Origin of the sequence: Acinetobacter sp. AOR14_HL (genome assembly GCF_027855175.1) — a bacterium.
Taxonomy (GTDB): Bacteria; Pseudomonadota; Gammaproteobacteria; order Pseudomonadales; family Moraxellaceae; genus Acinetobacter; species Acinetobacter calcoaceticus.
Map to the genome: position 1 here is coordinate 294,535 of NZ_JAKTII010000003.1, position 23,791 is coordinate 318,325.

Sequence of the window (23,791 nt, forward strand, 5' to 3'; positions counted from 1 at the left end):
CTATATTGCTTATTCAATAGTTTTACTTAATGTTTGCACTTCTGAATCTTGAGCTAGATAGCTCAACTCAATTGGCGAAATAACAAAAGTGGTATTGTCTGATGTCTGTTTAAATACAAAGCCATATTCAAAAGACTGGCTATTTTTACTTGGTAACCAGAATAGATAAGGACATCCTGTGTAACTACCGTCCCAACCCATTTCTCTTGCTAAAGCTAAAGCCGTATCTGATTTCGCAATGATTTCTTTGAGAGACTCTTTATCTCTTGTTGAAACATCACCATCATCATCTGCAAATGTTTGTAGGAACTCATTTAAGGGCGTGAGTTCTTCCCAGTTATGTTCTATTGTCGAGAAATGATATCCATATAGCATCATGTGCGCTTTCTTCCATCTTGTTATTGTGTGATTGAACATAACAAGAAATATATGAAAAGGAAATGGATAAATCTGATTTAAGTTGTTTATTTTTCATAACTTATAGATTGTTTTTTGTACAAAATAAAGGCTTTTTTAAACACTATAATTATTCATATTAGCTATATAGCATGCACAGAAAGCAGCGCTTACCTAATGATCAAGATAAATGACTATTTTAGTAAATCAAACTGTTGGCGAATACTGAATCGTTCATAATTCACCTATAATAGAAATGAAACTATGTAGAGCATATTTATGTTTATAACAACTACGCGCCCACAAGATACTTTGATTAATCAGCTTCTTCCAGTTTTGGAACAAGCGAGCCAGATTTTATTACAAGAATATCAAAATTATTCTGCGGGTTATGAGTTTACTATTCACGAAAAACAAGATGATTCACCTGTAACTCAAGCAGATTTAAAAGTGAACCTTTTCTTATTAAAGCACTTGGCAGAGATTACGCCAGACTTGCCGGTTTTGTCTGAAGAAAGTGATTATAGTGCTCGGCATGAGTGGTCCACATGCTGGATGTTAGATCCTCTTGATGGAACTAAAGAATTCATACATGAGCGTGATGAGTTTACGATCAACCTAAGTTTGATTAAGGGTAAAGAAACGATCTTTTCAGTTATTGCTGTGCCATGTGAACAAGTCGTGTACTTGGGATATCTGCAAGATTTACCTTTTAAATATAGTTTCACTCAAAAACAGTGGTATCAATATCAAATAACTTCGTTTTCACCAGATGAGCCTATTCAAATAGGACTTAGTCATGGCAGTAAAAACCCGAAATATCAAAAATTTATTCAACCTATTGAAGAAAAACATAGCATTATTCGACGAGAAGCAGGAAGTGCCTACAAATTCTGCATGATGTTGGAAGGTGAAATAGATATTTACCCGCGATTTCATCCAACTTCTGAATGGGACACAAGTTCTGGTCAAGGTTTGTTAGAGAGTATAGGGGGTGGCTTACTTACCCTTGATGGAAAACCTTTTGAATATAATCAGAGACACACGGTTTTAAATAAGGGCTTTATCGCATTTCGTGATCAGGAAAGCAAAAAAATAGCATTTGAAGCATTGGCCCAAGCAGGTGTTATTGATTGAGAGTTATGCCAGACATGTTATAGTGGCAAAGTATTGAAAAAAGATGACAAGATAAAAATGGCACTCGATTTATTGCCTAAAAGTATGTTTGAAGCAATTGATTTATTGCCCGATGCTTCAACTCCTGTAACCTTATTTACGCGTCATTCTCTAAGAGAACTTGTGGATGGACAGGGCTTAGCTGGATATGATCTCCAACTCACTCCTCAAGGGCGTGAGCTTGCGCAGGCATGGGGTAATTATTTAATTAAAAATACAGATCGTGTTATTCAGCATTGTATTTCAAGTCCAATACAACGTTGTGTTGATACGGCTGCACTTATGATCGAAGGGGCGGATGCCGTAAGCCCTGAATTTAATACCCATACGATTGAAATTATTGAGCAAGGACTACTGGTTGAACCTGGTAGCTTTGTATTAGACATACAACAAGCTGCCCCTTATTTTAAAAAGCAAGGTGCTTTGGGTTTTATTAATAGTTTTGTAAATAATGCATTACCTGGTATGAAACACCCAATTACTGGTGTTTTAGATGTACTAGAGCTTATTTATCATACGCATCCTAAAACTCAAGGCGGGCTTAGTTTAGCTGTCAGCCATGACACTATTATTGCTGCAATTGTTGCTGTAATTTCTGGTGAAAATGAAATTAAGAAAGAAGATTGGCCTGAAATGATGGAAGGCCTATTTGTATGGTTTGAAGGCGAAGAATTTCCAAATTGCAAATTAAAATGGATTTGGAGAGGTAAGGCCTATGAGCTAAATGTAGCCAAATTTGGAAAAACGCTATAAGCTCAAAAATGATAGATAATAAAAAAAGCCCTATTGGGCTTTTTTTACATGCTTTAATTAGTTAGCTAACGCTTTAACTTGAGCATTTAAACGGCTCTTATGACGAGCAGCTTTATTTTTGTGGATGATGCCTTTATCAGCCATACGGTCGATTACAGGAACAGCTTTTTGGTAAGCTTCTGTAGCAACAGCATGATCACCACCAGCAATTGCACTTAAAGTACGTTTGATGTATGTACGAACCATAGAACGCAAGCTTGCGTTGTGTTTACGTGCAGTAACGTTTTGACGCGCACGTTTTTTAGCTTGAGCAGAGTTTGCCACTCTTGCACTCCTTGAAAATAAGTTGGTCTGGGCGGGCTGTGGTCAATCCAGTAAACTGGTGCAACCATCACCAGCCCGTAAACAAGTGCCATATTGTGATGAATAGACACCGTGAAGTCAAGCCTTGAGAACGTTTTAAGCTGTTTTAGGGGCTGTTAAAACGGTAAGAAAAGGTTAAATTTAAAACAAAGTTAAAGAGGGATGGATAAAAAATGACAGCAAGTAAGAAAAAAGCGATTGTGCTCGGCGCAACAGGGTTGGTCGGATTAGCACTTGTTGAAAAGCTCCAGCAGGCTCCAGAATTTGAAGCCATTACGCTGGTGGTTAGAAAAGAATCTCAAGTATTTAATACATATGACAAAGTTAACCAGCTCATCATAGAAGATTTCTTAATGTTGAATGATGAAGATGTGAATGGTCATACCCATGCATTTAGCTGTCTGGGAACAACATTAAAAAATGCGGGTTCAAAGCAAGGCTTCTACGCGGTAGATTATGAAATCAATGCCCATTTGGCAGATTTGGTGCAAGATAAACATATTCATCTTTTATTAGTGAGTGCCCTTGGTGCAAATGCAAACTCACCAATTTTCTACAATAAAGTGAAAGGACAGTTAGAAGATTATATTGAGAGTTTGGGAATTGAAAAATTATCTATTTTTAGACCCTCTTTACTGATTGGTAAGCGCAGTGATGTACGGCTTATAGAGGATTTGGGGCAAAGTCTATTTAAATTTATTGAGAATAAATGGCAAAAACCATTCAAATATAAACCTGTGACGGCGGAGCAATTGGCTCATACCATGGTCGTAGCGGCGCTAACGCAAATTGAAGCATTCAAACGATATGATAATCTGAGCATACAGAAAACTCGATAAGGGAGAATAGAAGTGTCGACAGTACCGTTTGTAACATGTGATTTATTAGATGATAACCCTGAAAAAGACTTACAAGTTGTAATTCCCTCAATGGATGGAAAGTTCTTTCAAAGTTATGGGGCGCGTAAAACTTTTGGGGGGCAGGTTGTAACAGTAAAGTGTTTTGAAGATAACTCGCGTGTAAAAGAGTTATTGGCAACAGATGGTAAAGATAAGGTACTCGTTGTAGATGGTGGTGCATCTATGCGTTGTGCGCTTATGGGTGATCTGATTGCAGAATCGGCAGTTAAAAATAACTGGAATGGTGTCGTAATCTATGGCTGTGTACGCGATGTCGATGCTATTGCTACCCTTGATCTAGGTATACATGCATTGGCAGCAATTCCCCAAAAAAGTAATCGTAAAGGCATTGGCGAAGTAGATACCACTTTGTATTTTGGTGGTGTCACAATTCAATCAGGCGATTATATATATGCTGATAATAATGGAATTGTGATTTCAAAAGAAAAATTAGTGTAATCACAGTTTATAAAGGATCGCATGATGGTGAATCATCAAATTAAAGTATTACAGGCAGTTGTCTCTGCAATTGCTGAAGGTGGTCGGGGTGTAACAGGTACCGCATTTCCTCAGCAACCTGTAAAAGCCTTGAAGTTATATGAATTTGAAGGTTCACCATTTTGCCGTCGTGTCCGTGAAGTCCTTACACTTTTAAATCTGGATGTAGAAATTTATCCATGTCCTAAAGGTGGGACAAAACATCGTTCGGTCGTAAAAGAAAAAGGTGGCAAATTACGGTTTCCTTTTTTTGTAGATGAAAATACAGGTGACTACTTATATGAGTCACAAGAAATTATTCATCATTTATTTAAACACTACGGTAAGACTGGGAAGACGCCTCAGAAATTTTCGAGTTACCCTAACGTCCCTTATGCTGCATTTGCTGGGACCATATTAAATGGTGCTCGGGGAGTTTGGATAAATAAAAAAATCATTAATAGAGCTGTGCCTGAACAAAAGCTTGAGTTATGGAGTTTTGAGGCAAGTCCTTATTCACGAGTTGTAAGAAGTCTACTCTGTGAGTTGGAGCTTCCTTATATTCTGCATAATGTTGCAAAAGAAAGATGGCAAGATCAAGGCCCAGCTATTTTTCGCTTAAAACCGGGTAAATATGTGCCTCTAAAAGGTGGAAAACGAGAAAAAATATTGCCTGTTATGCAAGGTAAAATGCAGGTACCTTATTTGGTAGACCCAAATACGGGAGTGAAGATGTTTGAGTCTGCTCAAATCGTAAAATATTTAAAGAAGCAATATGGTCGTTGATTAATTAAGATAGGCTTTAGTAAGAGTTTAAGTCAATTTACTTAAACTCTTAGAAAGATCAGATTTCATAAGAACATGAATATGCTAAATTAAAGAGGTTAAATACCCAAATAAGGCATATTTTATGGAATGTATGAGAATTCAACCTGTAACGAGCAGTCCTGGTGAAAATGCACTATTTATCGTATTGGGGCTAGCTCAAGGTGATTCTGTAATAGAAAAAGTAAAAGATTTTGCTAGTAATTTTTCAGCATTAACTAGAAGTCTAACTAATCGTTATCCAGATAGTAAGTTTAATGCCACGCTAGGTTTTAGCTCCAATGCATGGGATATCTTATTTCCAGAGCAAAAGAAACCTCAAGAATTAGAAACATTTAAAGAAATTAAAGGGCCGAAATACACGGCTGTTTCAACAGCTGGTGATCTATTTTTTCATATTCGTGCTGATCGTCAGGCTTTATGTTATGAGCTGGGTAATATAATCAATCAACAACTTGGTAAAGTGACTTATCCAATTGATGAAGTGCATGGTTTCCGTTATTTTGATGGACGGGCAATTATTGGTTTCGTAGATGGAACAGAGAATCCAGAACCAGTTATTGCAGCGCAATGGGCATTAGTGGGCAATGAAGATCCTGACTTTATCGGTGGAAGTTATGCTTTTATCCAGAAATATACACACGACATGGAAAAATGGCGTGGATTGAGTGATGAAGAGCAAGAAAAAGTGATTGGGCGCAAAAAGTTTAATGATGTTGAACTCGGTGATGACGAAAAGCCACTAACTGCCCATAATGTAGTAAGTAAAGCGCATGATGCAGAAGGTAATGAGCTTAAAATTATGCGAGCTAATATGCCTTTCTCAAATCCTTCAAAAAATGAATATGGTACTTTCTTTATTGGTTACTCGCGTAAATTTAGTACAACCCGACAAATGCTTGAAAACATGTTCTTGGGGAACGAGCAGGACAATCTTGATCGGTTGCTTGACTTTAGTACTGCTCAAACAGGAACTTTATTTTTTGTACCAACGGTCGATTTTCTTGATGATTTAGGTGATGACTAGTCGTTAAACTAAAAGGCTTAAATGATGGAAGTAACTAGATTACTTCCATTGCTTGAATTGAAAATTAATATGATGTGATGAAATGTTTAAGAAGATAACGCAGCTTTTTCAAGGCTCAAAAGAAACACCAGAACAAATTTACTTGCGAGAGAATCTATTAAAATTTGATTCTGAACGCGGTCCTATAATCAAGGATGTGCTGATTAATGAGAAATGGTCAGAACATCTTGAGTATTTCTCAAACCGTAAATTGCAAAATTTTGATAATCTTCAGAAATTATTCCTAATTACTCCACAAATTAATGAAAAGATTGATCTGGAAATAGCAACCCAACGTTATGTAGAAAGATTGGGAAATACACAAGAAAAGCTACTTCAGCTTAAAGCGATTATACAAATATTAAATCAATATTACGTTTTGTTTTTGCGTGATAAATAATCATAGTTGATTGATTAAAAAATATAAAAAGTAGAGCTAACTAGTAGTTTGATTTTCAAAAAAATAACTCATTTCACTAAAAACATCATGCTACTATTAGGCTCATATCTTCTTAGCTGATAAAAGCCATATACATGTTTCAACAAGAAATCTCTCAATTGAATTTACAACAGCTCAAAGCCGGTGAAAAGCGTTGGGTGGGGTCGTTATTAGGTTCATCTGCTGCATTATTATTTAAAGAAATTGCTGTTCAGCATTCTTCTTTACTTGTTGTGGTAGCTCGAAATAACCAACATGTTGCTCAATTAGAAAGTGAACTTGAGTTTTATGGCATAAAACCGACAATTTTCCCTGATTGGGAAATCTTGCCTTATGATCGTTTATCACCTCATCAAGATATTGTTTCAGAACGTCTTGCAATTTTATCTAATATGCCTCAGAAGGGTGTATTGCTCATTTCAGCAAGTACTTTAGCTCAAAGAGTTGCACCGTATTCATGGGTTTTGGGTGAACACTTTGATATTCATGTTGGACAGAAATTCGATTTAGAACAGCAAAAGTTACGTTTAGTACAAGCCGGTTATCATTTGGTAGACACTGTTTATGATCATGGTGAGTTTGCTGTACGTGGCAGTATTATGGATATTTTTGCGTCAGGGCAAGAAGCGCCTATTCGTATTGATCTGTTTGATGATGAAATTGATACATTAAAATTCTTTGATCCAGAAACGCAAAGAACAACGAAGCCTTTAAAAAGTTTTACAGTTTTACCAGCAAAAGAATTTCCACTAAAAGAAGCCCGTTCAATTTTTAGAGATCGGTATTCTGAACTTTTCCCTACGGCTAATCCTAAGAAAAACCCGATTTATCAAGATGTCCTAGAGGGAATTGCTTCACCAGGAATTGAATTTTATTTGCCATTGTTTTTTGATAAAGCACAAATGCAATCGCAAAGTACACTTGCAACGTACTTCCCAAAGAATTGCATTGTAATTACAACTAATGATGTAGATACTGATTTAACTAATTTTTGGAAAGAAGTTTTTCGTCGTTATGAAGACAGACGTCATAACGTAGATCAGCCAATTCTTCCTCCTGAAGAATTATTTATTGCTCCAAATCATTTGCTCAGTGCTTTAAATCAATTTCCGCGTATGTTGGTGAGCGCAGAAATAGTTGAAGAAAAAGCTGGCGCGTTAAATCTTAAGGTAGAACAGCCACCCAAGTTACCAGTTGATCCAAAAAAAGAAAAACCATTCTCGGTAGTCAAAAAATATATTGATGAAGCAAATCATCCAGTCTTGTTGGTTGCAGAAAGTGCAGGCCGACGTGAAAGCTTAAGAGATGGTTTACGTGCCAGTTTAGGAGATATCCCAGGCGTAGACAGTTTTGAGCAATTTCAGACTAGTCAGTTTGCGATTGCTATTACAAATGCACCGCTAGACCGTGGTTTACTTTTAACAGACCAATTGTCGGTTATTTCAGAAAATCAGTTATATGAACATCGGGTAGTTCAGCGTCGTCGTAAACGTCAGCAAGAAGTTTCAGAAGAGTTCTTAATTCGCAGTTTGACTGAATTAAGTATTGATGCCCCTGTTGTCCATATTGATCATGGTGTGGGGCGTTATGCAGGATTAGTTACTTTAGCAATTGAAGGGCAAGATTATGAATTCTTGCAACTAAATTATGCTGAAGGCGCAAAAGTTTATGTCCCTGTAACTAATTTGCATCTTATTAGTCGTTATAGTGGTGGAGACCCAGATTTAGCTCCACTGCATAAAATTGGAAGTGATGCATGGAGTAAAGCTAAACGCAAAGCTTTAGAACAAATTCATGATGTTGCAGCTGAATTGTTACATATCCAAGCACGTCGTCAGTCAAAACCTGGTTTTGGTTTTGAACTCGATCAATCGCTTTATATGCAATTTGCCAGTGGATTTGCTTACGAAGAAACACTCGATCAGGCGAATGCTATTGAAGCCACGCTTCACGATATGCAACAAGCTAGACCTATGGATCGACTTGTTTGTGGTGATGTTGGTTTCGGTAAAACTGAAGTAGCAATGCGAGCCGCGTTTGTTGCTGTACAAAACGGTAAACAAGTTGCTGTTTTGGTACCTACAACTTTACTTGCACAACAACATTATGAATCTTTTAAAGATCGTTTTGCTGATTGGCCTGTGCGTATAGAAGTGTTGTCACGCTTTGGCTCAAATAAAGCCCATACAAAAAATATTGAAGATTTAATTGCTGGTAAAGTAGATATTGTGGTTGGAACACATAAACTTTTACAAGAAAATGTGCAATTTAAAGACTTGGGCCTAATGGTAGTCGATGAAGAACATCGATTTGGTGTGCGTGATAAAGAGCGTATCAAAGCATTGCGTGCAGATGTAGATATGTTGACGCTTACCGCAACACCAATTCCACGAACTTTAAATATGGCTTTTTCGGGAATGCGTGATCTATCTATCATTGCTACACCACCAGCCCGTCGTTTAGCAGTTAAAACATTTGTACAAGAACATACGGAAGCTTCTATTAAAGAAGCCATCTTGCGTGAATTACTACGTGGTGGCCAAGTATACTTCTTACATAATGAAGTCGATACGATTGAACGAGCTGCTGAAAACATCCGTGTTCTTGTGCCTGAAGCTCGTGTGGCAGTAGCTCATGGCCAAATGAGAGAAAGAGAACTCGAACAAGTCATGCAGCAGTTTTATCACAAAGAATTTAATGTATTGGTATGCTCAACCATTATTGAAACCGGAATTGATGTTCCAAATGCCAACACAATTTTGATAGAAAGGGCTGACAAACTTGGTTTAGCTCAATTACATCAATTACGTGGCCGTGTGGGGCGCTCACACCACCAAGCTTATGCTTATTTACTGGTTCCTTCTATAAAACATTTAAAAGGTGATGCAGAGAAGCGTTTAGATGCAATCCAGCGTGCTTCAACTTTAGGTGCTGGTTTTATGCTAGCTACAGAAGATTTAGAAATTCGCGGTGCGGGTGAGCTTTTAGGTGAGCAACAAAGTGGTTCAATGCAGGCAATTGGATATAGTCTGTATATGGAAATGCTTGAGAAAGCCACTAAGGCAATTCAGCAAGGCAAAACCCCGAATTTCGATGCACCTTTGTCATTAACTGCAGAAATTAATTTACATATTCCAGCGCTTATTCCAGATGAGTATTTAGGCGATGTTCATCAGCGTTTGTTGTTTTATAAGCGTATTAGTAATACAGATACTCAAGAAAAACTCGACAATATCCGTATGGAGTTAATTGACCGTTTTGGTGTTCCACCACAATCTGTAAAACACTTATTTAGTGTTCATCAAATTAGATTGAAAGCAGAGCAGTTGGGTATTACCAAAATTGATATCAATACACAAGGCGGTAATATTGAGTTTTCACCGGATACTCCAGTTCAAGCCATCAGTATTATTCAGTTAATGCAAAAAAATCCGACCTATTATCGCATGGATGGTGGGCAGCGTTTGAAGGTTATGGTTCAGCTTGAAGAACATGAAAAACGTATCCAGTTCATTAATGATTTGTTAGCGAAATTATTAACTGAAATACATGTATAAATGATGTTTTGAAGCATTTTTTACTGCATGTGAATTTTATGTAAGTTGATAGCATGGTTTTATGCATGATTTATCGGATCCAGTGGTGAATAAGTGCATAAAATCATTGTTATTTGTAATCAAACCAGACACTAGCAATACTCACATCAAAACTGATGTGATAGTATTAGCCATTATTGTTTATTGTCATTTATAAAAGATATGTTTAGTTTGCATCCACAACTTGCTCAAGATACTTTTTTTGTAGGCGATTTCCCGCTTTCAACATGTCGTTTAATGAATGATATGCAATTCCCGTGGCTGATTTTAATCCCTCGTGTGCCGGGAATCACAGAATTATATGAATTGAGCCAAGCTGATCAAGAGCAGTTTTTACGCGAATCAAGTTGGTTATCTAGCCAGCTATCTCGAGTATTTCGTGCTGATAAAATGAATGTTGCAGCTCTAGGTAACATGGTGCCTCAGTTGCATTTCCATCACGTCGTGCGTTATCAAAATGATGTTGCATGGCCTAAGCCAGTTTGGGGCACACCTGCTGTTCCATACACAAATGATGTACTGGCTCACATGCGTCAAACCCTTATGCTTGCTTTACGTGGTCAAGGTGATATGCCTTTTGATTGGCGCATGGATTAAATCAATGCAATGCCACATTTATATGAATGTGGCTACATTGAGGTATGGAGGACAGGGTGCAATTAGAGAGGTTTATCGATAGAGAGCCTAAGCAGTTTGCATATTTTCATCGCTTGATGGGATATTCAATTCTGTCCTTAATTTTAGTGATCTATGCTTTTACCTCACCTAATACAAATTATCAGATCTACGTTCCACCTTTCTTCCTATTTTTGCTTTTTATTAGCTCAAAGTTAGAGCACTGGCTTCAATACCAATTTGATAAGAAAACACAAAAAAGTGTTTTTTTTGCAATTGATGCAATTGTTGTAGCGGTTACCTTAGCGGGTCTGCATCTTAATTTGGTGCCTACATTTATTGCACTTTTTGCATTATTTTATTCTGCAATTAATAGTCGTATTTCTTTCGCAGTCATTTGTTTGACTAGCTTGCTAGGCGCGATTATTTTCTATTTAAGTACTTTTTTCCTATTTGGTTTTTATACATATTTTGAGCCGACTAGCCAAGAGTTAACTGTAATTACACTCTTAGGTTTGGTCATGTTTATCACCATTGGAAATTATTACCAACATCGTTGGGTTAAAAAAATCAGTCAGCAGCGCCAACATTACTATGATCAAATGACGCGCTATATTGCTTTTGCTAATCAGTTAAGTCGTTATGCACCGCTACAGTTGTGGCAGTCAATTATGCGCGGTGAAGCGGAAGCAAAAATTGAATATAAACGAAAAAAAATGACTGTATTTTTCTCTGATATTCAGGGCTTTACAGAGTTATCAGAAACATTAATTCCTGATGATTTGGCATTTTTGCTTAATGATTATTTAAGTCATATGACTGAAATTGCGAAGCAATATGAAGCTACTGTCGATAAATTTATGGGGGATGCCATCCTCATATTTTTTGGTGATCCGAATTCTCAGGGTGTAGAGCAAGATGCCAAAGCCTGTGTAGAAATGGCAATCGCTATGCGTCAGCAAATGAAATTGTTACGCGAACGATGGAAAAAAATGGGCTATTCAGCCTTACACATTCGTATGGGAATTAGTACCGGTTACTGCCACGTAGGAAATTATGGGGCAACGCATCGTATGGCTTATACCATTGTAGGTCGTGATGTGAATTTGGCAGCTCGCTTACAATATGCTGCTGAAATAGATGAAATCTTAATTTCAGATGATACTTATCAAATAATCAAAAGTGATTTTCTTTGTGCTCCCAAAACGCCAATTTACTTAAAAGGTATTCAAGGTGCAGTAAAGACATGGCAGGTGATGGAGAAGTACACGGGGAATAAGTCAGATCATCAACAATGGTTTGACTATGAGTATAAAGGCTTTCATTTAGTACTTAATTTAGAAGAAGTACAAAATTATGAATATCCAGAATTGGTAGAAGTACTTGAGAAAATGGTTCAACGACTTAAAGTTCAACAAACTTTAATTAATACTCAAGGCATTGCACGGTTAAGACTTGAAGATGAAGTTAAGCCAGTTGAAATTGATCAACAAGATCAAGTTTAAAAACGTGGAGTAAAAAAAAGCTGCTTTTAAAGCAGCTTTTTTATTTTAATGATTTTCGGAAGCGTGATTGATTGTGTATTTAGGAATCTCAATTTCTAAATCTTCATCAACAATCTTCACTTGGCAAGAGAGACGAGAATCTGGTTCAAGACCCCAAGCCCGATCTAAAAGATCTGCTTCAACGTCATCCATTTCTTCTAGACTGTCAAAGCCCTTGCGAACGACTACATGACAAGTTGTACAAGCACACGACATGTCACAAGCGTGTTCAATTTTAATTCCTCGATCAAGCAAACTTTGACAAAGATTTGCATTTTGTTCGACTTCAAATTCTGCGCCTTCAGGGCAGATCTGAGCGTGAGGAAGTACTTTAATGCGGGGCATATTGATCACCTATACCTTTAGTTTGAATTTGACCAATCTTCAAGTTTTGTACCTTTTAAGGCGTGGTCAATATGTCGATTCATACGTAGTGCGGCAAAAGCATCACTATGTACTTTAAGTTGTTCTACAGCTTTTTCAATCGCTTGAATATCATTGCCTTCAAGTTGTACTTTTAGCAAATTTTCAGCAGTTTTAAGTGCTTCAAGCTGCTCATCATTGAGTAAATCAGCATCAACTTTGAGAGCTTGTTCTAAAGCTTCAAGTTCACGTTGGGCTTCAACTTTGGTTTCTTTTAAATGACGCAGATTTTTATCTTCTTCTGCGTGCTGGAAACCTTCAATTAATAAGCGTTCAGTATCAGATTCCGATAGGCCATAAGATGGCTTAATATCAATTTGAGCCTGTACACCCGAAGTTGTTTCACGAGCAGAAACTGTAAGTAAACCATCAGCATCTACCTGAAAGGTAACTTCAATGCGTGCTTGACCAGCAGTCATTGGAGGAATGCCATGAAGGACAAATCTGCCTAATGAACGACAGTGCTCTACCAAATCTCGTTCACCTTGAACAACATGAATAAGCATGGCAGTTTGGCCATCTTGATAAGTTGTGAATTCTTGACGACGAGCGACTGGAATAGCAGTATTACGTGAAATAAGACGTTCTACTAATCCACCCATGGTTTCTAAGCCAAGTGAAAGAGGAGTGACATCTAAAAGTAATGAGCCATCTTGGTTATTACCAATAAGCTGGTTAGCCGTGATAGAAGCACCAATTGCAACTACTTCATCAGGATTGATCGTACAAAGTGGTTCTTGATTAAATACATTACGAACTGCTTGCTGAACAGCATAAGAACGGGTAGAGCCACCAACTAAAACAACATTCTGAATATCAGTTAACTCAAGTTTCGCATCACGTAAAACACGTTTACAAACACTGATTGTTTTATCTAAAGCAACTTGAATAATGCTTTCAAAAGTTGGACGATCAAGTGTTAGTACGTTTTCAAGTAGTTTTAACTGAACTGATTCTTGAGTTGATAGTTGTTCTTTCGCTTGACGAGCAGCAACAATAAATACTGCATAAGTTTCATCGTTAAGAGTATCGATATTGAGCTGCTTTTTAGCCCATTTAACAATGAGGCGATCTAAGTCATCACCACCTAAAGCAGTGTGGCCACCTGTAGCTAATACTTCAAAGACACCTTGTGAGAAACGCAAGATTGATACGTCGAAAGTACCACCACCTAAATCATAAATTACATAGTTATGATCTGTAGCTAAATTAGTTTCTTGGTCTAAACCATAAGCAACAGCAGCAGCAGTTGGCTCGTTTAATAAACGTAATACATTTAAGCCAGCAAGCTGGGCAGCATCACGTGTTGCTTGTCGCTGAGCTTCATCAAAATAGGCTGGAACAGTAATCACTGCGCCATTTATTGGATTTTGTAAGCTAGCTTCCGCACGGTCTTTTAATTGCTTTAAAATTTCAGCAGAAATTTCAACTGGTGTTTTTCGTCCCGCACGTGTTTCAAAAGCTGGCATTTCATTTTCGGAACCCACTAACTCATATGGGTGTTGAAATTTAATATCTGCTTTTGAACGACCCATAAAACGTTTTACAGAAACAATTGTATTTTTAGGATCGGCAATAAGGAAAGGCTTTGCTTCTTCACCATAGTGAGTTGCATCATTTCCATAGTGCACAATAGAAGGAAGGAGTCTTCTTTCTTTTTCGTCATTGAGTACTTTAGGTTTGCCTGATAACACTGTCGCAACTAAAGAATGTGTTGTTCCTAGGTCGATACCAATCGCAATGCGGTGTTGATGTGGGGCACTGGATTGACCCGGTTCAGCAATTTGCAAAAGTGCCATGAGTTAAATCCCTTGAATATAATTTGGAAAAAGCAAAATTAAAAATCGTCGTCTAAATCAAAGTTGTCTTCGTCATCCAACATTTGATCTTCTGCTTTTTCAATGTCGTTAAGAACGCGCTGAAAGAAACGTAATTTACGTACAGTATCTCGAGCTTCGCCCCAGTCCTCATCTGCGTAATCAATTTTAAATTCGCGAACTAGGCCATCCATCCATTGAAACACTTCTTGTTTAAGTGTGGTCAGATGCTCTTGTGAAGTTGCTTCATCAAGTTGTTCACGAATTTCTAAAGCTGATTGTAAGAACTCAAAATCGCTAATGGATTGATCGAGGTGGTGATCTTGCTTTTTGAGTGACAATAGATAAGCAGCGCGGCTATCTACTTGCGACAAAGTTTTAAAAGCTTGATTGATTTCACTTGATTTGATCAACGCCTGATCTTTATCTTCAGCTTTATCTGGATGATACTGCTGCTGCAAATTCAAGAAACTAGATTTTAAGCTCGCCAAATCGATATCGAGTGCTACGGGTAAATTGAACAACTCAAAATGATTCATTGGAAATGAGGTCCACATTAATTAAATACATTAAAACAGTGCTATAAAAAGACACTGTTTTAATGAGAGATGAAAGGAGAAAGCTTAGACAGTGAAAGATTCACCACAGCCACATTCACCTTTTTTATTAGGATTGTTAAATTCGAACCCTTCATTAAGGCCATTTTTAACGTAGTCCATTTCTAAGCCCTCTAAATACACTGAGCTTTTTGGATCTACAAATACCTTAACGCCAAATTGTTCGAAAACTTGGTCATGTTCATCAATAGAGTCTACAAACTCAAGAACATAGGCCAATCCAGAACAACCAGAAGTTTTCACACCCACGCGAATGCCTTCACCCTTACCTCGATTTTTAAGGTAATTGCTAATATGAGTCGCAGCATTTTCAGTTAAATGAATCATGAAAACTCCAACGTTTACAATGGTAACAAATTACGCTTTAGATTTTTTAGTGCGGTAATCTTCAATCGCAGCTTTAATCGCATCTTCAGCTAGTACAGAACAGTGAACTTTTACTGGTGGAAGTGCAAGCTCAGTCGCAATATCAATATTCTTGATGGTTTGAGCTTCATCAAGAGTTTTGCCTTTTAACCATTCGGTTACAAGAGAACTTGATGCGATTGCAGAACCACAACCATAAGTTTTAAAACGTGCTTCTTCGATTACACCGTTATCGTTTACTTGGATTTGTAAACGCATTACGTCACCACACGCAGGTGCACCGACCATACCTGTACCAACATTTTCAGAGTTTTTATCTAAAACACCAACATTACGAGGGTTTTCGTAATGATCAATTACCTTTTCGCTATAAGCCATGTCGCTTCTCCAAACCTCGGGGTCAGCCTAATATTAATATGAGGGTAAAAATACTAATTTCAATGAATTAGTGTTCAGCCCATTCAACTGTAGAAAGATCGATACCTTCTTTATACATATCCCAAAGCGGAGAAAGTTCACGTAATTTCTCAACAGCGGCTTTGGTAATTGTAAGCACATGATCAATGTCTTCTTCAGTTGTGTATTTACCAAAACTGAAGCGGATAGAGCTGTGCGCTAGCTCATCAGATAAACCTAATGCGCGAAGAACGTATGAAGGCTCTAAAGTTGCAGAAGTACAAGCAGAACCACTTGATACAGCAGCATCTTTAAGTGCCATCATTAAAGATTCACCTTCAACAAAGTTAAAGCTGACGTTTAAATAGTTAGCAACGTTTTGAGTTGGATGGCCGTTTAAGAAAACCTGTTCAAGGCCTTGTAAACCATTCCAAAGTTTGTCACGTAGTTTACGAATGCGTTCTTGTTCTGCATGCAGTCTTTTGCCAGCAAGTTCAAAAGCTTCACCCATACCAACAATTTGGTGAGTTGCTAAAGTACCAGAGCGCATACCACGTTCATGACCACCGCCATGAATTTGTGCTTTTAAACGAACACGTGGGCTACGACGTACATATAATGCACCGATACCTTTTGGACCATAAATTTTATGAGCTGAGAAACTCATAAGATCAATTTTCATGGTAGATAAATCGATTTCAACTTTACCAGCAGCTTGAGCAGCATCTACATGAAAGAAGGTTTTATTGGCACGTGTTAACTCACCAATTGCTGCTACATCTGTAACTGTACCGATTTCGTTGTTTACCATCATAAGGGAAACAAGGACAGTATCAGGACGAAGTGCAGCTTTTACCATTTCAGGGGTAATTAAACCTGTTTGTGGTTCTGGTTCTAAATAAGTAATTTCAAAACCTTGTTCTTCTAATTCACGACAAGGATCTAGAACAGCTTTGTGTTCAATTTTACTTGTAATAATGTGTTTGCCTTTAGAAGCATAGAATTGAGCTACACCTTTAAGTGCAAGGTTGTCTGATTCGGTAGCACCAGAAGTCCAAACGATTTCACGTGGATCGGCTTTAATTAAATTTGCGACTTGCTCACGCGCATATTCAACTTTTTCTTCTGCCTGCCAGCCATAAGCATGGGAACGAGATGCAGCATTACCAAAGGTACCGTCGAAAGTTAAACACTCCATCATACGTTCTGCAACTTGCGGATCTACTGGAGTGGTTGCTGCGTAATCAAGATAAATTGGACGTTTCATATCAAATACCTGTACCCGATAAAAGAGCTGAATCTGTGCCAGTCACATTTTGGCGCAATGCAACAGTTTGAACGTTGTCTCGGCTAATGAGGTCGGCAAGAGAGATTTTTGCTAAATAGTCGGCAATATGATGAGAGAGTTCTTGCCATAAATCGTGAGTAAGACACATTGCACCATTTTGGCAGTTAGCTTTGTGGTCGCAACGTGTTGCATCAACGGTTTCATTTACGGCTTCAATAATTTCTAACACAGTAATTTCATCAGCGTTTCGAGCCAAATGATAACCACCATTTGCACCACGGACACTAGAAACTAACCCATGACGCTTAAGTTTAGCGAATAACTGCTCTAAGTAAGCAACTGAAATAGATTGACGTGCGGCAATTTCGGCGAGCGTGATCGTTTGTTCAGTTGGCTGCAAAGCTAAATCAAGTAGAGCAGTCACTGCGTAGCGACCGCGAGTTGTAAGGCGCATGATTCGATACACATGTTAAGACTAGATAATAGGATTTTATGAATCCCGACTAAAATAGTCAAGTTTTTTTATTTTTAATTCAAGTGCAGGAACAAAATGGAAAAATAATTTAAGCAGCCCACAAATTATATATGAAAAAAACAATAAATATCAGGCTAATTATACCAAAGCCTAAGTTAATGTTGCGTTGACGTTGTTGTAAGCGAGTAATTCGATTTTGATATTGTTTGATTTCCACATGAAGTGAATTGATTTCTGAACGTTGTTGATCAATTTTTTCAAGCAATGGAGCAATTCGTTTACGTGAAGCAAGGGTTTCAGCTTCATCATCTGGTGTGTTAAACCATTGCTTCCAGTCAGCTAAAAGTTTAGGCAGAGTAAGATGAGAAATTAAATCTAATAACTCTTTTTTCGTTTCTTCATCACCATCAATACGCATGTTCTTAAGGCTACGCTGGTTTGAAAAAGCAAAAATCTTAATCAAATCGATAAGCGTACTATTGATTTCAAGATCAATACGTCGATCAAAAGAATGGATATCGAACAACAAACCCTTTTCTGTAAATTGAACATAAAAGTCAAAAAAAGGAAGGTAGCTATTGATGCGAATAGTTGTTTTGTTTGAAATAAACTTTTTCGCTTGCAAGCGAAGAACACCATCGTGGGTGAGAATAAATGAAAAGAAAGTTTCTAAAATAATTAGAACAATATTCAGCAACAGACGGGGATGTTTTTGTCTTTGTTGCGTTTCACTCATAAAAGTTTATCCTTACAAATAGCAGTTAACCGAAGAATGGGACATCCTATCCCAAACTTTAATAAATGTCCTGTTAAATATATTTACACGACTTAATTGCTTTGTAGAACAGTTTTGTAAATGGATCAAGTCTTTACTTTGATATTATAGAAATATTTTGTGGTCAAATCAGTCATCATCTCTCTCATCTGATTAGGAGCTTAGATAAATGGATAATGCAAATATAGATACCCCGACAGAAGAGTCAGAAGAAAAAAACAAATTAAAATCAAGAAGTTCAAGAAAGTCGGCTTTGGATTTTAGAAAGTATACCAAGCAAATTTGGTTAGCAGGGCTAGGGGCTTTTTCACGCGCAGAAGAAGAAGGTAATAAGCTATTTGACTCTTTGGTCAAAGTAGGTGAAGAACTGGAATCTAAAACAGGAGACTTAGCAGACACTACTGTTGGTAAGGTCACAGAAAAAGCAAAAGAATCTGTATCTGAAACAAAAGATAAAGTAGAAAAAATTCTTGATACCAGTGTTAACCATTCTTTAAACCGGATTGGATTGGTGACTCCGAAGGATTTACAGCACATTGAACAGCTCTTGGTACAGCTTCATATTAAGGTGGATGCTTTAATAGAAGAAAACCAGCAGTTGAAAGAAAAATTGAATAAAAAGTAAAAAATGTTGGGATTTAGCAAATATATAACAGTTTTTTAGCATTTATTTTCGCTAAAAGCCCTGCTCTAGTATTGCGTTTTCCCCCAAAGCATTGCTATAAAGGCGTCATGGCCTTTTAAACTATAGCCTTGGACCTTAAACAAACGATATTAAGAGGATGTTTTATTCATGAATAAATCAGAATTAATCGATGCAATTGCTGAAAAAGGGGGAGTATCTAAGACTGATGCAGGCAAGGCACTCGATGCGACAATTGCGTCAATTACTGAAGCACTTAAAAAAGGTGACACAGTAACTTTAGTTGGTTTTGGTACTTTCAGTGTTAAAGAACGTGCTGCACGTACTGGTCGTAACCCTAAAACTGGTGAAGAGCTTCAAATTAAAGCAACAAAAGTACCTAGCTTCAAAGCTGGTAAAGGTCTTAAAGATTCAGTAGCTTAATCTTTTAAGATGATTAAACGCGCCAATATAGGCGCGTTTTTTATTAAAAATCTGAATTGACCAATATTGCTCATTCATTGATTGTGGTTTTTCAGTTAAAATTCGCCTCGAAATAAAATATTGGAATACTTATGGAATCGTTTCGTACAGTCATTAAGGGTTGGCTCGGCAAAGTCCTTCTAATTTTGTTTTTGACCCCTTTAGCACTTGTAGGTATTGAAGGATATTTTAATGGGGGAAACAAGGCTGATGTTGCAAAGACAGTAAATGGCCAAGAAATATCTAAAAAAGACCTTGAAACTTTAACTCAGTCTTACAAAGAACAATATTTAGCTGCTGTTAAAGGTGATGAGAGCTTACTTAATTTGCCTGTTATTCAGGCCAAAGCACTCGATATTTTAGTGTCACGTAATTTACTAATTCAACAAGCTGAAAAACTAGGTATCTCACTGAGTGATACTCAAATTGAGCAGATGTTAGCTCAGCAGCCTAGTTTGCAAGAGAATGGACAATTCTCGCAAAAACTCTATGAAAATTATTTACGTTCTATTGGTATGACAAGTCAGGGCTTAATATCTAGCCTTCGTCAAGATCATGCTTTAAAAATGCTAACTTCAACTTTTTCTGATTACTCTTTGGTAAGTAAAGTTGATTTAATGCAAATTGCGAATTTGCAAACTGAACAACGTACATTACATTTGGCTAGTATTAAATTAGATGGTTATAAAACTGGTTTAACAGCATCTAATCAAGAAGCTACAGATTATTACAACAAACACAAAAATGAGTTTAAACAACAAGCTTCTGTTGACGTGGATTATGTTGTTGTGTCTCCATCACTGATGGCTAAACCAGCTCCTGCAACTGAAGCTGAACTTCAGCAAGCATATAGCAAGTTCGTTGAAACTCAGAAAAAAGATGCTAAACGCACTGTGAAGCATATTTTAATTACTACAGATGCTCGTGATGATGCAGCAGCTCAAAAACTTGCTAAAGAAGTATATGCGAAAATTCAAGGCGGTCTTACGTTTGCACAAGCTGCATCTCAGTTCTCTGAAGATCCAAGTTCAAAAGCAAAAGGCGGTTTAGTTGAAGCATATGCACCAGGTGTTTTTTCTGATGCATTTGATAAAACTGTAGTGAGTTTAAAAAATGGACAAATTTCTCAACCAGTAAAAACTCAATATGGTTATCATATTATTGAGGCAGAAACTCAAGCTAATCAAATCCCTTCATTTGAAGCAGAGAAGGCGCGTTTAACTGCTGAGGTTGAAAAGAATAAAGTTGCGACTGTTTATTCAGATACCGTAAATAGTTTAAATGAAACGATTGTTGGTAATGATTCTTTAGAAGCTGTTGTGCAAGAAGTAAAAGGTACAAAAGTTGAATCATTAAATAGCGTAACTTTAGCTACACAAAATCCGTATTTAAGTGATCCAAACGTTAAAATTAAATTGTTTAATGATGACGTGAAAAATGGTGACCGTAATGCATCATCTAATATTCAATTAGCGAATGGTGATACGGTATGGGTTAAAGTACGTGATTATCATGCTGCTGGTGTAAAACCTTTAGCACAAGCGATGAATGAAGCGAAAGCAAAAGTTATCGATGAAAAAGCGCGTAAAGCTGTTCAAGCAAAAATTGCTACAATGTTGGCTGAATTTAAAACTCAACCAGCAGATCAAGTTGTTGCTAAAAATAAAGTAGCATTTGAATCGGCTGGCGTATTTAGTCGTTCACAAGGATTAAAGCGTGAAATTGAGCGCGCAGCATTTAGTGCAGCTACACCTAAGCCAGGTATGTGGTCTGTTTCAACAGCGAATTTACCAAATGAGCTGGTTGTTGTTGCAGTTTCAAATGTAAATTCATCTGCTGCGAATGCTATTCCTGCTGATCAGTTACAGCAGTTACAGCAACTTTATCGTCAATCGCGTGGTCAACAAATATTAGAAGATTACAGTCAATATTTAAAATCACATGCGAAAATTAAATAATAATTTGATTCAATAAAAAAAAGCGCCTCGGCGCTTTTTTTATTGGTAGTTAATCTAGGCTATGTCCAATATATTGCTGTCTATATTGTTTAGGAGATAAATCAAAAGTTCGTTTGAATGCCTGACTAAATGCTGTTTCAGATGAGTAACCGACCTTATTTGAAATTTGCTGAATTGATAAGTTACTTGTGCGTAAATACTGACTTGCTAAACGGAAACGATAATGCTGCAAATATGTGAGGGGTGGCTCACCAATAATACTGTTAAATATATTCGCAAATTTAGAACGTGACATACAGCATTGTTCAGCTAAAGATTCAACTGTCCATGTGACTTCAGGTCGACTATGAATAGCAGATAGGGCATTGCTCAGTTCAGGATGAGTTAAGGCACTTAACCAGTTTTGTTGATCTGTCATTTGTTGAATATGATCACGAATGCATTCAATGAGCAAAATACTGACTAAATGATCAATAATTTTGTCGTGGCCCGGCCTGATTTTTTGAGTTTCAATGGCTAGAAAATAGAGTCCAATTTGTAGCCATTCAGGTGGGTTAGTCTGATTTTCATGCTGAATATGCATGATGGACGGCAGTGCATTAATGAGTGGCCCAGCCATATGAGTATCGATTTGGCAGCGTAAACATAGCAATAATGTATTATCCGGAGATGAAGTACCAAACTCGATTGCGTCTTGTCTGTGACCGTTAAAAAGCGAAGTGATATCCAGAGAATCTACCAACTTACTCGCTGTTGATTTTGAGTCAGTCGCACTATGTGCTTTCCCAGAGGGAATTAAAATAATATCACCAGCAGTCGCAGTTATTTTTTCTGAAGCATTAAGTTGTATATATACTGAACCAGTTAAAACAATATAAGCAAGTAGAGCAGATTGATCTTGTGTTTTAAAAGCCCATTCTCCTTGCGCTTTTAAATAGATGTATTCAGACTTATTAAGGTGAATATCATCAAAAAATTTACTTAGTGCATCCATATTTAAATGATCAATCATTATTTTAATAAAATTATAGTGAGCTATAAAAATAGATCAACATGTGTTTTTAGGACAAAAAAGTGGAAGAAAATGCCAAAGACTTTAACATAGGTTTTTTGGACGGTTACTACTGTTAACTAAACACTATTTCTTTAACTATATAGACATATAGAAAAAGGAAATATAGCTATGAATGCACCAGTAAATGTTCAGCAAGAACTTATGCCAGTGCCTGTGTCTATGCGTGAAATAGATCGCAAACGCTTTTTATGGATGATTAGTCCTGCTTTACCTGCTATCGGTTTAGGTATTTTAGCAGGTTATCAGTTTGGTCCACGGCCTTTAAAGAAAGTCTTTGCTTTAGGTGGTCCACTTTTATTACATGTCGTGATTCCGGCAATTGATACTATTATTGGGAAAGATGCTCGCAATCCAACAGATGAAGAAATTAAGCTTTTAGAAAAAGATCCATATTATTCTCGTCTTGTGAAGAGCTTTATTCCTCTACAGTACGCTGCAAATGTTTATGCATGTTATTTAACAAGTCGTAAAACGACATCTTTTATTGATAAGATTTTACTTGGTATCTCAATGGGTGCAATTAATGGTATTGCGATTAATACAGCCCATGAGTTAAGTCATAAGCATGATCGTATAGACCATATTCTGTCTCATCTTGCTTTAGTTCCTACAGGTTATAACCATTTCCGTATTGAACATCCTTACGGTCATCATAAGCGTGCAGCAACACCAGAAGATCCAGCTTCATCACGTATGGGTGAAACATTCTATGAGTTCTGGCCACGTACAGTTATTGGTTCTTTTAAATCTGCAATAGAAATTGAAAAAAATCGTTTAAAACGTAAAGGTAAAGAATTCTGGTCTTCAGATAATGAATTATTACAAGGCTGGGGAATGACTGCTGCTTTTCATGGTTCTATGGTTGGAATCTTTGGTAAAGGTACAATTCCATATTTAGCGACTCAAGCTTTTTATGGTATTAGTCTTTTCGAAATTATTAACTATATTGAGCACTATGGTTTATTGCGTCAGAAAAAAGCTGATGGTAATTATGAGCGCACAATGCCTGAGCATAGCTGGAACAACAATAACGTAGTAACAAACTTATTCTTGTATCAGTTGCAGCGTCATTCAGACCATCATGCATATCCAACTCGTCCATTCCAAGCATTACGTCATTTTGATGAGGCACCAGAGCTACCAAGCGGCTACGCAAGTATGCTACTACCGGCATTAATCCCTTCATTGTGGTTTAAAATCATGGATAAGCGAGTTTTTGATCACTATAAAGGTGATTTAAACAAAGCGAATATTTCATCAAAGCGTCGTGCAAAAATCTTTAAGAAATTTGGGGTAATTGATAAAGCGCTAGAAAGTACAACTACTGAATAAATAAAAATATTAATT

Annotated in this window: 25 protein-coding genes; 14 read left to right on the forward strand and 11 right to left on the reverse strand. The window is 37.1% G+C overall.

What is annotated here, in order from left to right:
• Positions 1-9: 9 nt before the first annotated feature.
• Entirely contained in the window at positions 10-378 is a 369-nt protein-coding gene (locus MKL38_RS02385; protein ID WP_127491629.1) for a hypothetical protein, read from the reverse strand.
• Positions 379-675: 297 nt separating this feature from the next.
• On the opposite strand from MKL38_RS02385, the gene MKL38_RS02390 reads away from it, so the two are divergent.
• Both MKL38_RS02390 and MKL38_RS02395 read left to right on the forward strand, forming a co-directional pair.
• Positions 676-1,533 (forward strand): 3'(2'),5'-bisphosphate nucleotidase CysQ family protein, encoded by an 858-nt coding sequence (locus MKL38_RS02390; RefSeq protein ID WP_005041033.1) that lies wholly within the window; start codon positions 676-678, stop codon positions 1,531-1,533.
• A 57-nt stretch (positions 1,534-1,590) separates the two neighbouring features.
• Entirely contained in the window at positions 1,591-2,325 is a 735-nt protein-coding gene (locus tag MKL38_RS02395; protein WP_004642661.1) for a histidine phosphatase family protein, read from the forward strand.
• A 57-nt stretch (positions 2,326-2,382) separates the two neighbouring features.
• On the opposite strand, the gene rpsT is transcribed toward MKL38_RS02395, so the two are convergent.
• Positions 2,383-2,649 (reverse strand): 30S ribosomal protein S20, encoded by a 267-nt coding sequence (gene rpsT, locus MKL38_RS02400; RefSeq protein ID WP_003651535.1) that lies wholly within the window; start codon positions 2,647-2,649, stop codon positions 2,383-2,385.
• A gap of 212 nt (positions 2,650-2,861) precedes the next feature.
• Here rpsT and MKL38_RS02405 point away from each other — a divergent pair, with 212 nt between their 5' ends.
• The 8 genes from MKL38_RS02405 (at position 2,862) to MKL38_RS02440 (ending at position 12,110) form a co-directional block, all read left to right on the forward strand.
• Positions 2,862-3,527 (forward strand): NAD(P)H-binding protein, encoded by a 666-nt coding sequence (locus tag MKL38_RS02405; RefSeq protein ID WP_151744043.1) that lies wholly within the window; start codon positions 2,862-2,864, stop codon positions 3,525-3,527.
• Between the two features lie 12 nt (positions 3,528-3,539).
• The gene (gene rraA / locus MKL38_RS02410) at positions 3,540-4,046 is read left to right on the forward strand and encodes a ribonuclease E activity regulator RraA (protein ID WP_270902377.1); all 507 of its coding nucleotides are present in this window, start codon (positions 3,540-3,542) and stop codon (positions 4,044-4,046) included.
• 21 nt (positions 4,047-4,067) lie between these two features.
• Complete coding sequence (locus MKL38_RS02415) at positions 4,068-4,850, forward strand: glutathione S-transferase N-terminal domain-containing protein (protein ID WP_270902378.1); 783 nt, start codon at positions 4,068-4,070, stop codon at positions 4,848-4,850.
• Positions 4,851-4,983: 133 nt separating this feature from the next.
• Positions 4,984-5,916 carry a Dyp-type peroxidase gene (locus tag MKL38_RS02420; RefSeq protein ID WP_270902379.1) on the forward strand — a complete coding sequence of 311 codons (933 nt, stop codon included), beginning with the start codon at positions 4,984-4,986 and terminating at the stop codon, positions 5,914-5,916.
• A gap of 82 nt (positions 5,917-5,998) precedes the next feature.
• Positions 5,999-6,355 carry a hypothetical protein gene (locus MKL38_RS02425; protein ID WP_045432652.1) on the forward strand — a complete coding sequence of 119 codons (357 nt, stop codon included), beginning with the start codon at positions 5,999-6,001 and terminating at the stop codon, positions 6,353-6,355.
• Between the two features lie 134 nt (positions 6,356-6,489).
• Entirely contained in the window at positions 6,490-9,951 is a 3,462-nt protein-coding gene (gene mfd, locus MKL38_RS02430) for a transcription-repair coupling factor (RefSeq protein WP_270902380.1), read from the forward strand.
• 201 nt (positions 9,952-10,152) lie between these two features.
• Positions 10,153-10,587, forward strand: a complete 435-nt coding sequence (locus tag MKL38_RS02435; protein ID WP_002117900.1) for an HIT domain-containing protein — start codon at positions 10,153-10,155, stop codon at positions 10,585-10,587.
• Positions 10,588-10,643: 56 nt separating this feature from the next.
• Positions 10,644-12,110, forward strand: a complete 1,467-nt coding sequence (locus MKL38_RS02440) for an adenylate/guanylate cyclase domain-containing protein (RefSeq protein ID WP_004642669.1) — start codon at positions 10,644-10,646, stop codon at positions 12,108-12,110.
• Between the two features lie 45 nt (positions 12,111-12,155).
• Here the strand turns inward: MKL38_RS02440 and fdx are convergent, their stop codons facing one another.
• The 8 genes from fdx to MKL38_RS02480 form a co-directional block, all read right to left on the reverse strand.
• Positions 12,156-12,494, reverse strand: a complete 339-nt coding sequence (gene fdx, locus MKL38_RS02445; protein ID WP_003651552.1) for an ISC system 2Fe-2S type ferredoxin — start codon at positions 12,492-12,494, stop codon at positions 12,156-12,158.
• Positions 12,495-12,511: 17 nt separating this feature from the next.
• Entirely contained in the window at positions 12,512-14,371 is a 1,860-nt protein-coding gene (gene hscA, locus MKL38_RS02450; protein ID WP_270902381.1) for a Fe-S protein assembly chaperone HscA, read from the reverse strand.
• Positions 14,372-14,409: 38 nt separating this feature from the next.
• On the reverse strand, positions 14,410-14,928 hold the full coding sequence (gene hscB, locus MKL38_RS02455; protein WP_003651556.1) for a Fe-S protein assembly co-chaperone HscB: 519 nt from the start codon (positions 14,926-14,928) through the stop codon (positions 14,410-14,412).
• 84 nt (positions 14,929-15,012) lie between these two features.
• On the reverse strand, positions 15,013-15,333 hold the full coding sequence (gene iscA, locus MKL38_RS02460) for an iron-sulfur cluster assembly protein IscA (protein WP_003651558.1): 321 nt from the start codon (positions 15,331-15,333) through the stop codon (positions 15,013-15,015).
• A gap of 30 nt (positions 15,334-15,363) precedes the next feature.
• Entirely contained in the window at positions 15,364-15,750 is a 387-nt protein-coding gene (gene iscU, locus MKL38_RS02465; RefSeq protein WP_003651560.1) for a Fe-S cluster assembly scaffold IscU, read from the reverse strand.
• A 67-nt stretch (positions 15,751-15,817) separates the two neighbouring features.
• Entirely contained in the window at positions 15,818-17,035 is a 1,218-nt protein-coding gene (locus tag MKL38_RS02470; protein WP_005041010.1) for an IscS subfamily cysteine desulfurase, read from the reverse strand.
• 1 nt (position 17,036) lies between these two features.
• The gene (locus MKL38_RS02475) at positions 17,037-17,510 is read right to left on the reverse strand and encodes an Rrf2 family transcriptional regulator (protein WP_003651563.1); all 474 of its coding nucleotides are present in this window, start codon (positions 17,508-17,510) and stop codon (positions 17,037-17,039) included.
• 109 nt (positions 17,511-17,619) lie between these two features.
• Complete coding sequence (locus tag MKL38_RS02480; RefSeq protein WP_270902382.1) at positions 17,620-18,267, reverse strand: hypothetical protein; 648 nt, start codon at positions 18,265-18,267, stop codon at positions 17,620-17,622.
• Between the two features lie 208 nt (positions 18,268-18,475).
• Here MKL38_RS02480 and MKL38_RS02485 point away from each other — a divergent pair, with 208 nt between their 5' ends.
• The 3 genes from MKL38_RS02485 to MKL38_RS02495 all read left to right on the forward strand — a co-directional run bounded on the left by MKL38_RS02485 (position 18,476) and on the right by MKL38_RS02495 (position 21,369).
• Positions 18,476-18,931: a phasin family protein gene (locus tag MKL38_RS02485; protein ID WP_045432641.1), complete on the forward strand. Its 456-nt coding sequence runs from the start codon at positions 18,476-18,478 to the stop codon at positions 18,929-18,931.
• A gap of 168 nt (positions 18,932-19,099) precedes the next feature.
• On the forward strand, positions 19,100-19,372 hold the full coding sequence (locus MKL38_RS02490; protein ID WP_001043034.1) for an HU family DNA-binding protein: 273 nt from the start codon (positions 19,100-19,102) through the stop codon (positions 19,370-19,372).
• 131 nt (positions 19,373-19,503) lie between these two features.
• Positions 19,504-21,369, forward strand: coding sequence for a SurA N-terminal domain-containing protein (locus tag MKL38_RS02495; RefSeq protein ID WP_270902383.1), 1,866 nt, complete (start codon positions 19,504-19,506; stop codon positions 21,367-21,369).
• 49 nt (positions 21,370-21,418) lie between these two features.
• Here the strand turns inward: MKL38_RS02495 and MKL38_RS02500 are convergent, their stop codons facing one another.
• Positions 21,419-22,363 carry an AraC family transcriptional regulator gene (locus MKL38_RS02500; protein WP_442866680.1) on the reverse strand — a complete coding sequence of 315 codons (945 nt, stop codon included), beginning with the start codon at positions 22,361-22,363 and terminating at the stop codon, positions 21,419-21,421.
• A gap of 189 nt (positions 22,364-22,552) precedes the next feature.
• Between MKL38_RS02500 and MKL38_RS02505 the strand changes: the two genes are divergently transcribed.
• A complete protein-coding gene (locus tag MKL38_RS02505; protein ID WP_270902385.1) occupies positions 22,553-23,776 on the forward strand; it encodes an alkane 1-monooxygenase in 1,224 nt (407 codons plus the stop codon).
• Positions 23,777-23,791 lie beyond the last annotated feature (15 nt).

What these genes read in the sequence shown, in the direction of transcription:
- MKL38_RS02385 (WP_127491629.1), bottom strand. Translation starts at nt 378, where the DNA reads ATGATGCTATATGGATATCATTTCTCGACAATAGAACATAACTGGGAA.
- MKL38_RS02390 (WP_005041033.1), top strand. Translation starts at nt 676, where the DNA reads ATGTTTATAACAACTACGCGCCCACAAGATACTTTGATTAATCAGCTT.
- MKL38_RS02395 (WP_004642661.1), top strand. Translation starts at nt 1,591, where the DNA reads ATGGCACTCGATTTATTGCCTAAAAGTATGTTTGAAGCAATTGATTTA.
- MKL38_RS02405 (WP_151744043.1), top strand. Translation starts at nt 2,862, where the DNA reads ATGACAGCAAGTAAGAAAAAAGCGATTGTGCTCGGCGCAACAGGGTTG.
- MKL38_RS02415 (WP_270902378.1), top strand. Translation starts at nt 4,068, where the DNA reads ATGATGGTGAATCATCAAATTAAAGTATTACAGGCAGTTGTCTCTGCA.
- MKL38_RS02420 (WP_270902379.1), top strand. Translation starts at nt 4,984, where the DNA reads ATGAGAATTCAACCTGTAACGAGCAGTCCTGGTGAAAATGCACTATTT.
- MKL38_RS02425 (WP_045432652.1), top strand. Translation starts at nt 5,999, where the DNA reads ATGTTTAAGAAGATAACGCAGCTTTTTCAAGGCTCAAAAGAAACACCA.
- mfd (WP_270902380.1), top strand. Translation starts at nt 6,490, where the DNA reads ATGTTTCAACAAGAAATCTCTCAATTGAATTTACAACAGCTCAAAGCC.
- MKL38_RS02435 (WP_002117900.1), top strand. Translation starts at nt 10,153, where the DNA reads ATGTTTAGTTTGCATCCACAACTTGCTCAAGATACTTTTTTTGTAGGC.
- fdx (WP_003651552.1), bottom strand. Translation starts at nt 12,494, where the DNA reads ATGCCCCGCATTAAAGTACTTCCTCACGCTCAGATCTGCCCTGAAGGC.
- hscA (WP_270902381.1), bottom strand. Translation starts at nt 14,371, where the DNA reads ATGGCACTTTTGCAAATTGCTGAACCGGGTCAATCCAGTGCCCCACAT.
- hscB (WP_003651556.1), bottom strand. Translation starts at nt 14,928, where the DNA reads ATGAATCATTTTGAGTTGTTCAATTTACCCGTAGCACTCGATATCGAT.
- iscA (WP_003651558.1), bottom strand. Translation starts at nt 15,333, where the DNA reads ATGATTCATTTAACTGAAAATGCTGCGACTCATATTAGCAATTACCTT.
- iscU (WP_003651560.1), bottom strand. Translation starts at nt 15,750, where the DNA reads ATGGCTTATAGCGAAAAGGTAATTGATCATTACGAAAACCCTCGTAAT.
- MKL38_RS02470 (WP_005041010.1), bottom strand. Translation starts at nt 17,035, where the DNA reads ATGAAACGTCCAATTTATCTTGATTACGCAGCAACCACTCCAGTAGAT.
- MKL38_RS02475 (WP_003651563.1), bottom strand. Translation starts at nt 17,510, where the DNA reads ATGCGCCTTACAACTCGCGGTCGCTACGCAGTGACTGCTCTACTTGAT.
- MKL38_RS02480 (WP_270902382.1), bottom strand. Translation starts at nt 18,267, where the DNA reads ATGAGTGAAACGCAACAAAGACAAAAACATCCCCGTCTGTTGCTGAAT.
- MKL38_RS02485 (WP_045432641.1), top strand. Translation starts at nt 18,476, where the DNA reads ATGGATAATGCAAATATAGATACCCCGACAGAAGAGTCAGAAGAAAAA.
- MKL38_RS02490 (WP_001043034.1), top strand. Translation starts at nt 19,100, where the DNA reads ATGAATAAATCAGAATTAATCGATGCAATTGCTGAAAAAGGGGGAGTA.
- MKL38_RS02495 (WP_270902383.1), top strand. Translation starts at nt 19,504, where the DNA reads ATGGAATCGTTTCGTACAGTCATTAAGGGTTGGCTCGGCAAAGTCCTT.
- MKL38_RS02500 (WP_442866680.1), bottom strand. Translation starts at nt 22,363, where the DNA reads ATGGATGCACTAAGTAAATTTTTTGATGATATTCACCTTAATAAGTCT.
- MKL38_RS02505 (WP_270902385.1), top strand. Translation starts at nt 22,553, where the DNA reads ATGAATGCACCAGTAAATGTTCAGCAAGAACTTATGCCAGTGCCTGTG.